At 34.5% G+C, this 17,512-nt stretch carries 11 protein-coding genes; 3 read left to right on the top strand and 8 right to left on the bottom strand.

Annotation, left to right across the window (positions count from 1 at the left end):
* Nucleotides 1-84: 84 nt before the first annotated feature.
* The gene (locus ETSB_RS05585) at nucleotides 85-636 is read right to left on the bottom strand and encodes a DUF3172 domain-containing protein (protein ID WP_044106821.1); all 552 of its coding nucleotides are present in this window, start codon (nucleotides 634-636) and stop codon (nucleotides 85-87) included.
* Nucleotides 637-820: 184 nt separating this feature from the next.
* Here ETSB_RS05585 and cax point away from each other — a divergent pair, with 184 nt between their 5' ends.
* Complete coding sequence (cax, locus tag ETSB_RS05580; protein WP_044106820.1) at nucleotides 821-1,927, top strand: calcium/proton exchanger; 1,107 nt, start codon at nucleotides 821-823, stop codon at nucleotides 1,925-1,927.
* A gap of 557 nt (nucleotides 1,928-2,484) precedes the next feature.
* Here the strand turns inward: cax and ETSB_RS05575 are convergent.
* From ETSB_RS05575 to hemE, 3 genes are all read right to left on the bottom strand, one after another.
* The gene (locus ETSB_RS05575) at nucleotides 2,485-3,915 is read right to left on the bottom strand and encodes a GTP-binding protein (protein ID WP_044106819.1); all 1,431 of its coding nucleotides are present in this window, start codon (nucleotides 3,913-3,915) and stop codon (nucleotides 2,485-2,487) included.
* Between the two features lie 355 nt (nucleotides 3,916-4,270).
* Nucleotides 4,271-5,230: an NAD-dependent epimerase/dehydratase family protein gene (locus ETSB_RS05570; RefSeq protein WP_044106818.1), complete on the bottom strand. Its 960-nt coding sequence runs from the start codon at nucleotides 5,228-5,230 to the stop codon at nucleotides 4,271-4,273.
* A gap of 518 nt (nucleotides 5,231-5,748) precedes the next feature.
* The gene (gene hemE / locus ETSB_RS05565) at nucleotides 5,749-6,819 is read right to left on the bottom strand and encodes a uroporphyrinogen decarboxylase (RefSeq protein WP_044106817.1); all 1,071 of its coding nucleotides are present in this window, start codon (nucleotides 6,817-6,819) and stop codon (nucleotides 5,749-5,751) included.
* A gap of 456 nt (nucleotides 6,820-7,275) precedes the next feature.
* Between hemE and ETSB_RS05560 the strand changes: the two genes are divergently transcribed.
* Nucleotides 7,276-8,946, top strand: a complete 1,671-nt coding sequence (locus tag ETSB_RS05560) for a mechanosensitive ion channel family protein (RefSeq protein WP_052470635.1) — start codon at nucleotides 7,276-7,278, stop codon at nucleotides 8,944-8,946.
* A gap of 1,930 nt (nucleotides 8,947-10,876) precedes the next feature.
* On the opposite strand, the gene ETSB_RS05555 is transcribed toward ETSB_RS05560, so the two are convergent.
* Both ETSB_RS05555 and ETSB_RS05550 read right to left on the bottom strand, forming a co-directional pair.
* Nucleotides 10,877-11,173: a hypothetical protein gene (locus ETSB_RS05555; protein ID WP_232509869.1), complete on the bottom strand. Its 297-nt coding sequence runs from the start codon at nucleotides 11,171-11,173 to the stop codon at nucleotides 10,877-10,879.
* 455 nt (nucleotides 11,174-11,628) lie between these two features.
* Nucleotides 11,629-11,922, bottom strand: coding sequence for a hypothetical protein (locus tag ETSB_RS05550; RefSeq protein ID WP_044106815.1), 294 nt, complete (start codon nucleotides 11,920-11,922; stop codon nucleotides 11,629-11,631).
* A 302-nt stretch (nucleotides 11,923-12,224) separates the two neighbouring features.
* Here ETSB_RS05550 and ETSB_RS05545 point away from each other — a divergent pair, with 302 nt between their 5' ends.
* Nucleotides 12,225-12,845 (top strand): VWA domain-containing protein, encoded by a 621-nt coding sequence (locus tag ETSB_RS05545; protein WP_044106814.1) that lies wholly within the window; start codon nucleotides 12,225-12,227, stop codon nucleotides 12,843-12,845.
* 391 nt (nucleotides 12,846-13,236) lie between these two features.
* Here the strand turns inward: ETSB_RS05545 and ftsH2 are convergent, their stop codons facing one another.
* Nucleotides 13,237-15,123 carry an ATP-dependent zinc metalloprotease FtsH2 gene (gene ftsH2 / locus ETSB_RS05540; protein ID WP_044106813.1) on the bottom strand — a complete coding sequence of 629 codons (1,887 nt, stop codon included), beginning with the start codon at nucleotides 15,121-15,123 and terminating at the stop codon, nucleotides 13,237-13,239.
* Between the two features lie 251 nt (nucleotides 15,124-15,374).
* Complete coding sequence (locus ETSB_RS05535; protein ID WP_044106811.1) at nucleotides 15,375-15,800, bottom strand: hypothetical protein; 426 nt, start codon at nucleotides 15,798-15,800, stop codon at nucleotides 15,375-15,377.
* Nucleotides 15,801-17,512: the final 1,712 nt, after the last annotated feature.

Genomic DNA, 17,512 nt, shown 5'->3' with positions numbered 1-17,512 from the left:
AAAAGAATTCTTTTCGGAATACCGCGATCAGATTATCATTGAACCGGGTATCCCTTTGGGCTCGATTATGATGGGCATCAGTGTTTAAAAATTATCGGTTTCTGAACGAGGGGGGTTTACCGAGCCTGTGGGGTTCAAAAAGAGATTTCCCGCGGCATCATTAGGATAAATACAATTAATTTCCGGTTTAATCTCAAGAGAACCTGTAAATCCAAAAGTATTCATCCGATTTTTACAGTCTTTCACCTGTTCCCCTGTAACCAACTTTTGTTGTTCAAGGAAACTCATATTAGCACGGCGTAATACACATCCTGGTTGCATTGCCGGTTGAGTGACAAAGACACTGAAAGGGTTAAGGGTAATAAAAACCCGCATGTCAGTGACAATAGCACTAGCCCCAAATTGAACACAAAGTTCAGCGTCAGGTACACTTTTGTCAATGACTTCCCGTGAGGCAACATTTTGGGGGTCAAAACTTGCGGTGGAACTAACTCCAATACCAACGCCAATTCCTAAGATAAAAATTCCCCCTAATAAGGCGACATTAGCGTAATTAAATTTGGAATCAGAAGGTTCTGGAGAAGAATAACGAGGCGGTATAGAACGGGAATGATAATCGCGAGGTCTACGTGCCATAGATAGAAATTATGATGATTTCTTGTTCAGAAAACCTAACTAAAAGAGACATCATGAAATCAAACAGAGGCTTTGATCACTTGATCGTAATTCCAATATGAAAGAACATGATGATTCTAAGAATGACTTAAACTAAAGCTAGATTAAAGATAAATTTTCTCTAATTAAAGATAGCTCATTGTTCATGATAACTAAAAAGAACCTCTTGTTTTTACTATTGCTATTTATTCCCTTATCTTTTGCGGCTAATTATTTCCAGTGGGGTTCTAAAGTAGTTTTTATCACTGCTGCTTTAGCCATTGTTCCGTTAGCTGCTTTTATGGGGGAAGTAACAGAAGCAATCGCAGTAGTTGTTGGTCCAAATTTAGGAGGATTACTCAATGCTACTTTTGGAAATGCCACCGAGCTAATTTTAGCATTAATTGCTCTCAAAGAGGGATTAATTGGTGTGGTCAAAGCCACCATTACAGGTTCAATTATTGGGAATTTATTGTTAGTTGTAGGCTGTTCCATGTTATTCGGGGGACTTCGCTACAAAGAACAGGAATTTCAACCTGTGGCTGCCCGATTAAATGCATCCTCAATGAATTTAGCAATAGTCGCTATTCTCTTACCGACAGCCGTTCAATATACTTCCACAGGAATTGAAAAACAAACTCTACAAAATTTTTCAGTTGCTGTAGCTATCGTTTTAATTACTGTTTATATTTTAACTCTAATTTTTTCGATGAAAACCCATGCCTATCTTTATGATGTGGGAATACTGGAAATGGAAAATAGAGACTTATCAGAATTTAGTGAAGAATACTTTAAAAAAGTTAATATAGGACAATGGGGGTTTCTCTTATTGTTAATAACTCTTGGGGTTGCTATTGAATCGGAATTATTAGTTAATTCCCTAGAAGAAGCTACAGAATCTTTAGGACTAACCTCTTTATTTACTGGGATCATACTACTTCCCATTGTGAGTAACGCTGCAGAACATACTACGGCAGTGACGGTTGCGATTAAAGATAAAATGGATTTATCTATGGCTATTGCAGTAGGTTCAAGCTTGCAAATTGCTCTATTTATTGCTCCAGTGTTGGTTATTTCAGGATGGATTACAGGTAAATCGATGGATCTTAGTTTTAATCCTTTTGAATTAGTAGTTGTTGCTGTCGCTGTTTTAATTACTAATTCTATTAGTGCTGATGGTCGGTCTAATTGGTTAGAAGGAATCTTGTTATTAGCAACTTATATTGTGATTGGATTAGCGTTTTATTTTTATCCTGTAATTGATGGATTTTAAACTTGGAAAAACACGAACTAATTAAGAGCGAACAATATTGTATGGGACTCCTACTATAGCCTCGAAAGGAACTAAAATCTGAGTATAATTTAATGTTTCAATAAAGTTACCAATACTACTACAGCTACGATTCGGGTTAGTAGTGACTCAGAAAAAGTTGGTCTTGATAGTAAGCTTGTAATAGTTAAACTGTTGCAGGAGCGATCAGTCCTACTATTACAAAAATTTCCTTATACAAAAGCGTGATATCTTAAACTCCAATGCAGTTGAGCTAGCCAATAAAAGGATGGCTCCGATAAAAGACGAGAAAGAATGGATAAAAATTGTGAAAGCAGCTGCAATCACCCTTTAGGCTTCGACTACTTTATACCCAGCAAAGGATGTAATTATGACAAATAAATCAGAAAAAACTTGAAAGATAACCACTCCATTAATAAGTTTAGTGAACGTTAACTAATGAAATTGATTCGCCATATTTAGTTTTAACAATGTAAGTTCGACGAGATTTAAAAACACTTTTGTTATTCTCAACAACTGACAAATAAAGCTGGCAACGACTAGCTCCGTTTCAATTTTGCTCCTAATTCCCACTTAATGCGATTTAAAATAGAGGACTGATCTAAAGATGATAGGATGCTTTTGACCACTGTCTTTGGACCTTCAGGCCCCCAGGAAGCCCCATTGGCTAAATAACGTTTTGTTACTTGTCCAATAGCATAACACGACGCCCCTGCAACACCACCTTGAGTAATAGCTACAGAAACATAGGGTAGCAAAGAAGTACCTCCCGTGATTGGTGTAGCTAGTCCTAATAAACTTTTAAGAAAACTCAAGCCAAAAGAAGCCACAAATTCGCTTCCAGTAATACATCCCATACTTACCCCAATTTTTTGCAGCAAAGCGATTGCTCCTTGTTGAGTCATATCTACTCCATACAATCTAGACAAAGACAAAATCATCGCCACATCCACCACTGCTCCTGTCAATAAATCGATCACCGTCACAGGGTTAAGAGCAATCGCTACAGCTTTAGCTATCACTGCCTTCTGAATTAATTGATTAGCCGCCTCTTCTCGGATTACCAGCTTTCGTTTCACAATTTGTTCATTGACTTCTGAGGCGTACAGCATTGTGTTTAAAGCTACCAGAGACTTTCCCTCTCGATGCAAAATTTCAAAAATTTTCAATTTAAGGGCTTCAACTTGTGGTTTTCCTCGCCTCCGTTGTTGTTTTAAGGTCCCTTCTTGATTCCTTATCATTTCCCTCACTAGAGGAGAAGCAGCAACCATCACAATTTCGTCGGGAGATAACAATTCTTTTACCCTATCATCCCGAATTTTTTGATAAATTGTCAGGCGATCAGCTTCAGGATACTGATCAATTTTGTTAAAGGCTAAAATCATCGGTTTTCCCACTTCCCGTAACTGACACAGGGTTTCATATTCCAGATTATTCATATCTCCGGCGATAATAAATAAGATTAAATCTGCCTGCCTAGCTATTTCATGGGCTAATGCTTCACGTGTTTTACCACCCACTTCATCAATTCCAGGAGTATCAATTAACTGTATTTGGGAATTTTCCCACCCTGATAATTCCAGTCTTTGAACTTCTTCATGGGTTTCATCGGAGTTTAATTGCCAGTAAGCATTATCTACAGTTTTTGTCACCCCATGTAAGGGACCTGTTTCAAAAATTGTTTGACCTAAAAGGGAGTTTAAAACCGAAGACTTTCCCCGTCCCACCATCCCAAAAGCAGCTATTTGTACCACAGACTGATCCAATTTTTCTAACATTGCCGTTAGATGATTTAATTCAGTTTCTAATCCCACTTGTTCAGATATGGTTAAGTCGAGATGATTAACTAGCCCTCTCATTGTATTTTGAGCTTTTTTGTAGTTAATTTCCTCCTGAATCTCTTGAAAACCCAGAATTGCTTGATCTAAGTGATCAGGATTCCAATAATTGTCAAAGTCAGGTTGAGACATTGTGGTTAGAACAGTTGGGTTCAAGAATTTACCATTTCCTTATTCCATTATTATGATTAACTAAATGTCCGATTGAGGTAAGTTCTCAGTTTGCTAGATTCAGTCCCATTGTTTAAACCTAAAAAGGATTCTTGTTTCTATTATCAGGATATATCAACAACTTGTCCTGAAGAATCCACCAGTAAAATCAGCTAAACGAAGCATTTGGGGTTAAGTTAGGATGATAATGGCACAATTAGCCAAATAATCACCCCTGGTGTCCCATTTTCTTGTAGGGTGAGCAAAAATTTGGGACATACATAGTTAAACAAAATAGCTATTATATTTACCTATCCTAGGATCCATTAATTTATTTCTATGTATTCGTCTTTTTAGGAATTCCATTTAACCTTAAAATATCATCTACAGTTGTACAATAATTTTTCAATCCAAAGGTTGCCGGAGTTACAGGGGCTTTATAAACAAAATGGCGATAATTAATTGAGAAGCGATCCCAATCCTCCATCTTCAATTGAAAAATAGCAGTAAAGAGATTTATTAGAGCAATATTTAAAGGAATGCGAAAATAGATTTTCTTATTAAGATAAGCACAAATTTGAGTGATTGCTTCATCAACTGTAATTGCCTTGTTTCCTAACACTAACTGTTTAATCTTAGACTCACTAGGAGGATGATCAACTAAATATTTAATAACTTGAGCTATGTCTTTAGCATGAATATAATGAAAACTCCCATCCGCTTTAAACCAACGAATTAAGTCAATCCATTTGACGACATCAGAAAATCCACCAGATAAATGAGAAAAAGGTTTATTTTCTTCGCCTCCAAATACCAATGTAGGAAAAATAGTAGTAATTTTTTTTGCAATAGGTAAGTAAAGAAGTTTAGTATAACAGGTGTGTTTGGTGCTAATATAATTAGTACCTAATTTTCCTGCTGCAGCAAGAAGATTATTGTTTTTATTTAAAATACTTGCAGTAGAAAAATAAATAATCTGTTCACATATTTCGATATCAAATAAGTTAATTAATTCCAACATCCTAACAACATTAATCTCATAAGATTCTTTAATTCCTCCCCAACTGGTTGCAGCTAAAATAGCAATATTAATAGTTTTTAGTAATTCCTTAAATTGACCAACACTTTCTAAATCTCCTATTAAAAGATGAATATTAGGACGAGCTTTATAATCAACTTGTAGTTTTTGAGGATTTCTGACTAACAAAAAAAGCTCATGAGCCGTTTCTTCGATTAAAGCTTCTGTCATGTAATGACCAATACAACCACTCGCACCTGTCAAAAAAATTCGTTTCATCGGTATAATCTTGTAATCGACTGTTAACCTTGAGGGAAAAGAAATTTACAATCTACCTCACTAGTGTCAATTGATTTTGACACTCCCACAAAGCATAATTTTCTCAAACTATGCCTCCGCTAGACCCAATCCACAAATATTAAACATTTTAGTTTAAAATCCACCGATTGCTCTACAGTAGACTGCACACTCAATGTACACCCTTTTCAGAGCAACATTAACAGCCCGGCTTAACGCGTTAACCATGCTATTAATGTTGATCTATCGAAGTAAGCACAGCAGCCCCAGGGGATTATCTATTTTGGAAAACGTCTCAGAATAAATCTGCCAGCCATTTTAAGCACAGAATCTGACAAATTTTTACTTAAGAAACACTAATAAACACCTTGAGTGCACTACTATATCCCGATAGTAGCATAGTTTTTACTCTGCCTAAAGACAGTTAAACTAAGTCTTATGACTAGAATACGTAGGCCTTGTTTACAGGAAACTTAATAAGGGATAGACAAACTTAACAATTAAATTGGAACAGCTGATAACTGCTCGATATCGACTTGTTTAGCGGTTTCAAAAAAGTAACGCACATTATCTTCAGGGGTTCCAACTAAAACGCCATGTCCTAAATTTAAAATATGGCCAACTTTTCCTGCTTTACGAATTGTATCAAGGATACGACTATGGATAAATTCTTTAGATCCAAATAAAACCCCAGGATCAATATTGCCCTGTACTTTAATATTAAACCCTAACCGTTGTCTGGCTTCAGCCATATCCAAAGTCCAATCTATACTGACTACATCTACCCCTGACTTTAGCATCCGTTCGAGAACCCCTGCACTGCCGCTAACGTAAAGAATGAGAGGCGTATTAGGATGGGTCTGTTTTACTTGACGTACTATCTGTTGTTGATAGGGGAGGGCGAACACTTCATAATCTTGGGGGGTTAATTGTCCTGCCCAAGAGTCGAACAATTGCACTACCTGCGCTCCACAGTCGATTTGATAACAAATATAGATGGCGATTGCATTAGCTATTTTACTCAAAAATTGATGGAGGATAGACGGTTTAGAAAAAGCCATAGCCTTGATAATGGCATAATTTTTAGAACTTTTTCCTTCAATGGCATAAGCGGCTAAAGTCCAAGGTCCACCTACAAATCCCAAAACCGTTGATTGATTACCCACTTCTTGCCGTAAGGCTTGCAAAATAGGTTTAATAAAAGGTAGAGAGGTTTCAGGCTCAAAGGGATGGAGGTTATCAATTTGTTGTTGAGTCCGAATTGGAGAATCAATCATCGGTCCCTTACTTTCAGGAATCTCGAAGGGAATACCCAGTCCAGGGAGAGGGGTTAAAATATCAGAGAACATGATGATTCCATCAGGTCGAAATGCTCGCCAGGGTTGTAGGGAAATTTCAATTGCTAACTCAGCATTTTCTGATCTATCACGAAAACTAGGATATTTATCCCGTAAGTCCCGATAAACTTTCATATAACGTCCTGCTTGCCGCATCATCCAGACAGGGGGACGTTCCAAAACCTCGCCCCGCGCTGCACGGAGTAAATACGGTATTTCTGTTGCTTGAGTCATCGTAGCTTCTCTAATAATTTTGGTGCACCTGTCAGCTTATCATCCAAAGGCGAGGTCTCTGGAATGACGATTCACCACGAATATTTATCTTTAAATTTATTGGCTCTCCTGGATTAGCTGTGATAGGATCACTGTGATAGATGACTGATAACAATAAAATACAAAAAGTCTCTTATTGAAAATCTTCCAAAATTATAACGACTTAACTTTCATTTAATTGAATAAAGTTAAGTTCAAGTTTTCGAAGTGACAGTGTACAGTCAGGATAATTAAGCCAAGAAATGATTAGCTGCTGATTTGTGATGCACAGTATAGAAGAACTAACTCGTTCTTGGTTTGTGTGTACTTTTGACTTTTAACATTTTTTTTCAATTGTCTTACGAAATTAGTTGTTGTAGCTATTGATTATTTTTACTCACAAGAATATCTTACTTTATTAGTAACTACATAATTAATATGCATCTAAATAAAATTGAAAAGTTTGCAATATTAGCAAAAAAGATTTTACGAAAAAAGTCGGTTAATGTGTTACTAGGGATTCTTCTTATTTGTCTTGTTACATTACCTGTTAAAGCTCAAGTTTTTGTTTTTCCTGATTTGATCAACACCAATAATTGGTTGCCTCAGTCTGAGAAGAATGCTGAGGTATCTGTTTGTATTAGACTCGATGGAATTTGTCTGTTTCAAGTCACTGCACCACAAGAGAATGTTTCTGAAAGAGTTGGTCTTATTCAAGACCGCTTAAAAGAAATTAGTTATCTTTACTTTGCCCAAAAAGATCCCGAAGCTATAATTGAAAGAAAAACGATAAACAATCTTCCTAATATTAGTGTAACTATTGATGGACAAGAAATCCGCCTGATGACTGTTACAACTTTAGATGTGCAGAATGAAGGAGTTGACATAGCAACGAAGGCTAACTTTATAATTGAGCAGTTGGAACAGGGATTAAAACGTGGTAAGAAAGAGCGAGAAAGCATTTACTTGGTTCAAAAAGGGCTTATATCGGTGGCTATTGTGGGGTCATTGCTGATTACGAATCTTCTTCTATCTGGACTAATAAAACAGTTAAGTTCTTCTAAAGATAGAGTTTCCAAATCTAGAAGTGGTCAGCCAATTTCTACTCTTTTAATTCGGCGAGAACAATGGAATATCAAAGAAGTTCAATACCGACTTTTACAGATTACTCAAGGAGGAATATGGTTTGCCGGAGTGTTAGTAATTATCGGACTATTCCCCTATACACGCATTGGAAAAATCTGGCTGATTACTTTTTTGAGAATCCCAATTAGAATAGGAATAGTAAGTTTAGTAACCTATTTAATAATTCGTATAAGTTATGCTCTCATTGATAAATTCAGTTCTATTTTATTCAATCAAGATTTACTAGCCGGAGCCGTTGAATCGAATCCGAGATTACACTTACGATTGACAACAATTTCTCTTGTTTCTCGCAGTATTATTACTATTATCTTAATGGTAATAGGAATTCTTGTTGCTTTATCAGCGATTGGAATTAACATTGCTCCTTTATTAGCAGGGGTTGGGATTTTTGGTGTAGGCGTTTCCTTGGCCTCTCAAAACTTAATTAGGGATGCAATTAATGGGTTTTTTATTATTATTGAAGATCAATATGCAATAGGAGATGTTATTCAGGTTGGAGATTTTTCTGGTTTGGTAGAAAATATTAATTTAAGAATTACTCAACTTCGTGATCCAGCAGGAAGATTGGTTACTGTTCCTAATAGTGAAGTTAGAATTGTTGCTAATCTTTCTAGTAAGTGGTCTAGGGCTGATTTAATGATACCAATTGCCTATGAAACTGATATAGATCAAGCATTGAAGGTAGTTGATGAAGTTGCTCAAAAGATGACTCAAGATAAATTTTGGAAAACCGATATTTTAGATAATCCTGAGATTTTGGGAGTAGATAATTTTGAAGAATGGGGGTTAATTATTCGAGTTTGGATTAAAACTAGACCCCTTAAACAATGGAATGTTTCGCGGGAGTTTCGCCGTCGTTTAAAAGTAGCTTTTGATAGCCAAGGTCTACCCCTTCCTATACGTCAACAAAAACTTTGGTTCACTCATGATTCTTCTGACAAAAATAGTCATCCACCTACTTAGTTAAGCTTAAATCAATACTCTTAATCTTTACATGACAAGTAAAGATTTCAATATAAAAAAAGTTCTATTGTAAATAATGAGTTGATTAAAAGCTATGATTTTTACTTACATAGTATGCCAGTAAGTTTTATGTTTTAACTTAAACTACCCCAGATAAAACGTTTATAATCTTTCTAAATGTAAGCCTTTTAGGATTTTTTCTAAAACTAACAATAAACTCTAACTGCCGTAAAACCATTCCAGTAATTCTAGATTTATTTGTAAAAATATATAATACTTTCTCTTAAAAATTAGCGTCAAATTGGTAAAAATATGAATAAACCTACCAGAAACTGGATATGAAATACCAAATATTAAAGTAATTATATTAACACTAATTTTAGAATAAATTGTAAATATTCACTATTTTTCATGTTTTCTATTATGCCTTAATTTTTTGTTCTCTCTTTACAACAAATTTAATAAATGTCATCAGTTTCTTTACAAGGTAAATTGAATCTATTAAGGTCAGATATTTTTAAATGAAAACACAAGAAATACTTATCTCAGAACATAGGTGAGCAGTATTAACCAAAATAGTCAAATTTATTTGATAAGATATTTAAGAGTTATTCTGATAATAATCGAGTTTAGAAGCTACGTTAAATGAAATCTAATCAATATAGAAATAAACCTACATAAGAGTTGAGCTAACTTATAAAAAAATATAGACTGAAAGATTTAAGACAAAAAATATTAAATAAATATTAAACGGGGATATTAAAAATGTAGTTAAAAAAAATAAAGTGAGTAAACAATAAATAAAAACAACACTAAAAAATTTAAGTCAAAAATTACAGATAAAAAAATCAAATATTAAAACTATTAGCAATTAATAAAATTACTGTAACTTTCAAAAGTTATTATATAGTTCTAGTGAATTTAGATAAATAGTAAAACAACTAAAAATTTAAGAAAAAAAGTTTTTTATTAGATGAAAAATATTAGTTTGAGTCTAGTAAAAACTCCTTAAATAAAAACTTAAAGAGTTTAAAAATACTAATTAAAAATAAAAAATATATTTTTGTAAATAACCAAGAATATTTAAAGAAAAAACACAAAGTCAAATTAAACTAAGTGTATAAAAAATTAATTTTTTATTTAAAAACCATCGATTAAATACAAGAATAATTCATAAATTATTCTGAACAAAATTAAAACTAGATATCATCGGGGCTAATAAAATTAGCTACTTGGTATTTAAAAAGTTATATTTTTTCCTCAAAAAGCTGTGTAATAACTATTGTCTATTTTTACTTGGTAAAAATAGACAATATTCAGAATAAATTACAGTCAGTCAAAAGAAGAACCTATGAATTTAGGAATTTTGTTAATTTTTAACTGTGAAGTTTATTAACTTGACATTTCACTAGTTAATTCCACATTATAAATTCAGTATAATCAAATTTATTCCCCTTATTGTTCAATCTATTTGGTAATTATTTGATAATTTTGAGGTAGCTCTATATGTGGTGTTTGATTTATCCATTCTAGAGAATTCACACTTGGCTTAATTTTTCAATACATAACTCTTAAAGTCAACCAATTAGCAAAAATTATTGAAAAAAATCTAATCAATTAGACTTAATTAGTTACCATTATCGTTATTTTCTAGGTCCTAATAGTAATACTTATGTACAGTGAATTTTAAATTAATCGAACTGTCATTAACATCTTGACCATCAAAGCTGTTGGGAAATATTATTAGCTATCTGTCAAAGCCCAGCCTAAAAATTTTACTTTAACAAAAAGCGATCATCTTTAAGCTATCAAGACAACACTAAGTAAGTCACTAACCTAGAAATAGTTTTTGTAACGGGGATTTAATTTAGCCCCGCTACAAAAACTATTCGCCCCAAAGAACGAGATTTTAAAAACGACCAATATAACTTTAAAATTGAATTAGAGGAATTCTTCGTGTCGGACGTTCCACATCTCCTAAATGGAAATCATGTTCTTCTAAGGTGATATCAAGAGCTTCTATTTTAGCTTCGTAAGCGGTTCGGTCAAATTGATATTGAGTCAGTTCTCCACGGGTTTCCTCCGTGGCTGCATATCTCCCGCCAACACCCCCCAACCATTCCTCGCGTGTTTTTGACTCAGTTCCGTCTAAATCTTGAATAGTTCCGGTATGTATCTCGAGGGGTTTAGGGTCAGTGATAATTTCCTCTTGAGCAAGCGTAGACATAGAACTTGATATTGTACCTATTCCAAAAATAAATATCCCCATGCAAATTTTTATTGAGTGAGTTAAACTCTTACGAAGATTCATATTTTTTACCTAATGTCCATAAAAAACTCCTCAGCGACTTTACTCGCCTAACTCCTCAAGATACTTCTTCTAAACACCACACCGAGATAAGATTCCTAAGTTTAACAACCTCTGTCTTTCTCAACTTTAAAATAAAAAAGATCAAGAAGGCTGCTATCAAGGTCTTTCGAACACTTTCATTCTCCTCGACAATGAATTGTAAATCTATTAAGATAAACAAAAACTGTCTGTTTTGATTTCTTAGGGGCTATGCAATAAATACAAAGATAAACCAGAGAGAAATTTTACATACCCAGTATCCTCACCCCACCATGTTTTGACATATTCTGTCAATCTCCTTAAGGAGATTGACTACTAGTTTCTGGAGACTTTTAATTGGCTGGTTTAATGCTTCCGCTTGAAGATGAGCGAGTGTTTTGTGCTGCTTCCATAGGCGTAAACTTAATATGGTCGAGCAAAGTAGTTAAAAATCCAAACAGCAAAAATGGCAAAGATAATACTAAAGCAAATCCCACCATGGACAAAGCATGAATCTGACGAGTACCACTCCACAGCCCTAAAGTACCAACTAAGGTGAGGACAATAACAATTAACCAAATGATAATCTGACCGTAAATGTCCTCAAGGGTACACACCACACGATAATTTTGAGCTTCTTTATCCATTATTGAAATCCGGTGCAAATCTTCTGTTGATGTTTTACTCCACCTTAATGCGAGGATTTAGATTGAGCTTACTATTTAAAGATTTTTATAAAATCTTGCAATATCCCTTTACAATTTGTATTTTATATGTTCAGAGAACATGACTTATATTGCTAATGCTTTCAAGTTAAACATAAAAGTTAATTTTGATAGTTGTCCAAGATCAATTCTGATGAAATTCAGGATTTTTAGAGAAAATACTCAAGTGTCATAATAGGCTGTAAAGCAAAAGCTAATGATAAATACTAGGAGGTTATTTCCTTATGTCAGGAGACTCAATTAGAGAAAATCGGAACTATACTTTGATTATCGACAAAAGTGCCAGTATGGCTACCTCTGATGACACCAGTGGACAGAATCGTTGGGAAATTGCCCAGAGAACTGCTTACGCCTTGGCTAAGAAATGTGAAGAAATTAATTCTGCTGGGATCACAGTTTATCTTTTCTCCGGTCGGTTTAGAAGATACGAGAATGTGACCCCAGATAAGGTTACTAAAATTTATGCAGAAAACGAACCGATGGGACAAACAAACTTGGCTAAAGTGCTCCAAAATGGACTTGATAACTATTTTGAGCGTACAGCTGCAGATAAAACCCAACCTAATGGGGAAACTTTTCTTGTTATCACCGATGGGGAACCTACTGATCGCAAAGCGGTTATTCGAGTCATTGTCGAGGCATCCCAAAAAATTGATCGTAGGGAAGAATTAGCGATTTCTCTAATTCAAGTTGGTCGTGATACAAAAGTAACCACATTCTTTAAAGCGTTAGAGAATGAACTAGAAACAGCAGGGGCTAAGTTTGGTATTGTCAATACAGTAACGGTGGATGATATGAAATGTATGCCCTTAACTGATGTGCTACTTAATGCCATCATCGATTAGGCTATTTTAGTTCAAAATAAAGGGTTCATTATTAATATAAAAAATCCATAAGTAATGATGAACTCTTTCCGCGAGAAAAATAAAAAGAATAAGGAGCTTCTAAACTAAGTGTATTAAGTTATATAGCTAATAATTTCTATGATTTTTATTATCAACTGTATTTTATTATTTAAAGAACTTGACTTTACTAAAAATAGAGATTTTAAACTTTTATAAGTTTTATAAATGAATACTTTCAGCTCTTTTGTTATTACTTTATTACAACTCTACTAGAATAGTTAAAATTAATTTTTGACAATTTTTATAGCAATTAAACTTTTTATTAATGACTGAATAAAGAGACTCGAGTAATCGCGTCTCCTATTTTATTTTTAAAGTTGCTTAAAACTGATTACAGTTGAGCGACAAACTTTTCCTTTTCAGGAACTTCAGTATATTCAGCTACAATTTGCCTAAATTCTTTACCATCAATGGTTTCTTTTTCGATTAACAATTCTACCAAGCGATCAATCACTTCGCGGTTATCTCTAATGATTTGCCGTGCTAATTGATGTCCCTCTTTAGCAAGAGTCCGAACTTGATGATCAATTCGCATAGCCACTTCCTCAGAATATTCTGAACGGTTCATTAACCCACCTCCAAGGAACACCTCTCCAGAAGAACTCTCCAAAGAGATAGGTCCTAAGTCACTCATTCCAAAACGAGTCACCATTTGCCGTGCCATCTCGGAAACCTGCTGTAAATCGCCACCAGCACCAGTGGTTGTTTCATCATAACCAAAGACTTCTTCTTCGGCTGCACGACCTCCTAGCGTTCCAGCAATACGCGCCATGAGCTGTGCTCTGGTGGTCAACCCTTGTTCTTCACCAGGGGTAAACCAAGTCAACCCTTGCGCTTGACCACGAGGAATTAAAGTGACTTTCTGAACGGGATCATGGTCTTTAACTAAAGTTCCGACAATCGCATGACCCACTTCATGGTAGGCAATGAGTCGTTTATTCTTACTATCGACGAGGGGAGTTCCCTCCATCCCAGCTACGACGCGATCAACTGCATCGTCAATTTCTAACAAGGTAATTGTTTCCTTACGACGACGGGCAGTTAAAATGGCAGCTTCATTGAGTAAGTTGGCTAAATCTGCTCCACTAAACCCAGGGGTACGACGGGCAATTGCCTCAATAGACACATCGGGATCGAGTTTCTTATTGCGGGAGTGAACTTCTAGGATTTCAATTCTGCCTTTGAAGTCAGGGGCATCTACAATGATCTGACGGTCAAAACGACCTGGACGCATCAAGGCAGAGTCAAGGACGTCAGGACGGTTGGTGGCTGCAATGATAATAATTCCTGTATTGCCTTCAAACCCGTCCATTTCTGTTAGCAATTGGTTTAGAGTTTGTTCCCGTTCATCGTTCCCACCACCGATACCTGCGCCCCGTTGACGACCAACAGCATCAATTTCATCAATAAAGATTAAACAAGGGGCATTTTCTTTGGCTTTTTTGAATAAATCACGGACGCGAGAAGCACCTACTCCTACGAACATTTCTACAAATTCTGAACCAGAAATACTGAAGAAAGGAACCCCTGCTTCACCTGCAATTGCCTTTGCCAACAAAGTTTTCCCAGTTCCAGGAGGTCCAATTAGGAGAACCCCTTTCGGAATTCGTGCGCCGACTGCTGTAAACCGTTCAGGTTGTTTGAGGAAGGTAACAACCTCTTGTAATTCTTCTTTAGCTTCGTCGATACCGGCTACATCATCGAATATTATGTCGGTTTTAGCTTCCATTTGAAAACGAGCACGGGATTTTCCAAAGCTCATTGCCTGACCTGGGCCTCCTGGCAAATTATTAGACCGACGAAAGAGGAAGAATAATGCTCCAATCAAGAGAATGGGAAATAGTAAGTTTCCTAAAAATCCCCATAAAGCCCCTTCATTACGAACTGGATGGGATTCGAGGTCAACCTCTGCTTTTCTTAATTTGGCTATCAAATCAGGAGTATTAATGGGCAAATCCACCCGTGATCGCTGTACTCGATTTTCTAATTCAGGATCAACCGCTTGAACAATTGCAGTTCTCCCCCCTTCATAAAGGTCAACTTCAAGAATACGACCCGAATCTAGATATTCTAAGAATCTTCCGTAGGTCATACGAGCATTAGCGTTATTGCTTTCTATATTGGTCCCGAAGGAAAAAAATTTCCCTTGCCAGAGAAAAAATCCTACTACTAAAAGTAGTAGACTCCAGAGCAATAGAGTTCTCCAAGAAATTTTCATAGGTTAGTGTTTCTCTATAAATGGTTAATCAAAAAGATTATGTCAGTCACCAGTGTAATATTCCACTTTGATCAAGTTTTCTGACATAGTTAATATTGATGTGTGTAAACTTTTAAGTCATCTTAGCTAAATTTAACGTAATTCTCTAATTTTTGACAACTATAGTTGGAACAGAGAAAGAAAGTAGAAGTTGAAAGTTGGAGTTTTTTCTTGTCACTCCCTCTTCCCCTCTCCTTTCCTTATCCTTTCACCTACTTTTTCTTATCTTCATCTGCTTGAGCTTTCGAGGCAGTTAAAATGTCCCAGGCAGCTTTAGCAGCTTCATTAAGACGATCACTAAAACTAGTGATTTCACTGACAATCGAATCCCAGTCTTTTTCAATTTCTTTTTGAATTTGCTTTATAGCATCTTCAATTTGTTCTGGTTCAAATAGTTGTCGACGCTCGATATCCTGGCGGGCCTTACGAACTGCTTCCAAATAGTTATCAAGGGCAAATTCTCCTACTTTTTGCACTTCAGAAAAGGCTTTAGTTTTAATAGCTTTAATTAACGCCTTGGTTTCATCTTGTATTGGTCGGACGGGGGGGTTATTGGAGGTTGTCTGGTCAGTTTTAATGATTTCAACATCTACCTGTTCAATAGCATTTTCTCGGGAAACATTGGGTTTGTTTGTCATTACAATTTCCCCTCCTACGGGTTAGAGTAAAAAAATTGAGTAAGTTACCAAAAATATAGGTTAACTTTGTTACGATTACTATTCTATGTAAATCTTAGATCCTAATGTTGAAGAATTAACTCAAAAACGAGCTGATCTACTAATAATGGCTCACAAGCCAGGTTGCTGTCCATTGGTAATTCCCGACCTAAGTTTTCTAAGCGTTGTTAGGAGCAGACTAAAGTACTAGGATTTCGAGTTAATTACACTTAACTTAAATCAACTTCAGATCCTCTGGTATGTGAAACTATTACTTAAATGACATCCAATACTGTGTACAGAGCAGAAATTTTGTCCTAGCTGATAGGTCATTGGGCATGACCTATCAGCTAGGACTATATAATCACTGTAATTGTTCTCAAAAAATTTTATTTTTATTCTACCTAGGGATTTAAAATTAGAAGTTGGGAGTTTGTAAAATTTAGATTTATGTTCAAATACATGAACATAAAATTAACACTTATGAGCAACTTTTTACCTTAAGACAACTTATTAACAAGAAAACCTGCTAAACTAACTTGCCTTAAGAATATTATATTTTTCTCCAGACTATAATCTAGCAGGAGAAATCAATATATTTCTTTGTATCTAAAGTATTTTTTTATTTTATTCCCTTATTTACCTATCAATTACGAAGTTAAAGTTTATAAAGGAGTATATTAATAGAGAATAATTACAAATTATTCTCTATTAATATACTCCTTTTATATTTAAAATTTTTATTTTTTATAATTAATTTTATATTCTAATCTTTAGACATCTAATAAATGACTAAAATTAACAAGATCAACTTTACTTTCATAAGTAAAAAATATTTATATTTTTATTGTTTATTAAATAAAACTGTCTTTCCAAATATGCCGATGATAATTTTTTATTTTCCTCTTTTTTTTAAAAGTTTTATATAATTGTTACCTGTTATAATTTTTTTATTTTTTATGTGGGATATTCAATATATTTTATTTAGTCCAAGTTTTCTCCTTTTCACTTTTTGAATATTCCTATAATCCTTCTCTTCCCCGAATAATCTATCTAGAAATTGCTTTTCTTCTTATTTTTGTAAAAAGTTTAACCCAGTCTGCAATTTATTTAACTTTCATGTCTCTTGTATTTAAACAAAATACTTTTATTCTTATTTTCGTTTGTATGACGATGACTTATTCTCGTGACATATTGTTTTTAAATTATACCTTCACTTAAATTTGTAGTCAGATAACAGGTAGTTACGCCAATAATCTCTACTTCTATTTCATAATCACTATCTTACAAGTAATATGATTAATATTAGTAACTTCTGCAAAATTAGTAATAAACAATATAATTATAATTTTTATATTTTAGTTAAAAAAGTTTAAATAGTATTTAAAACGTAGTTATAATTGTTTTAATTCTCTTGCTATTTTTGATTTCAACTAAGAAAAATAACGCTAAGTTATCAGCGATCACTGAACAACTTAGTATTATTGCTAATAATCAAAGAAAAATCAGCACGAATTCTTTTAATATGCCATCTTCATAATCAATTAAGTAAACAACGATCTTGGCAGCTGACCTAAAGGGTAAGATGAGGAATAGTATAAAAAAATAAATTTGCAGAACAGCTTGCACTAGTCCAGTAATAGAAATAAGGGCAAAAGAGATCCATAATGCAATAGGCAAGATTAGATCTGTAA

Origin of the sequence: cyanobacterium endosymbiont of Epithemia turgida isolate EtSB Lake Yunoko, from assembly GCF_000829235.1 — a bacterium.
Lineage (GTDB): Bacteria > Cyanobacteriota > Cyanobacteriia > Cyanobacteriales > Microcystaceae > Rippkaea.
Note: the sequence above shows the minus strand (reverse complement) of the source record. Positions and strands in the feature narration are given on the sequence as shown.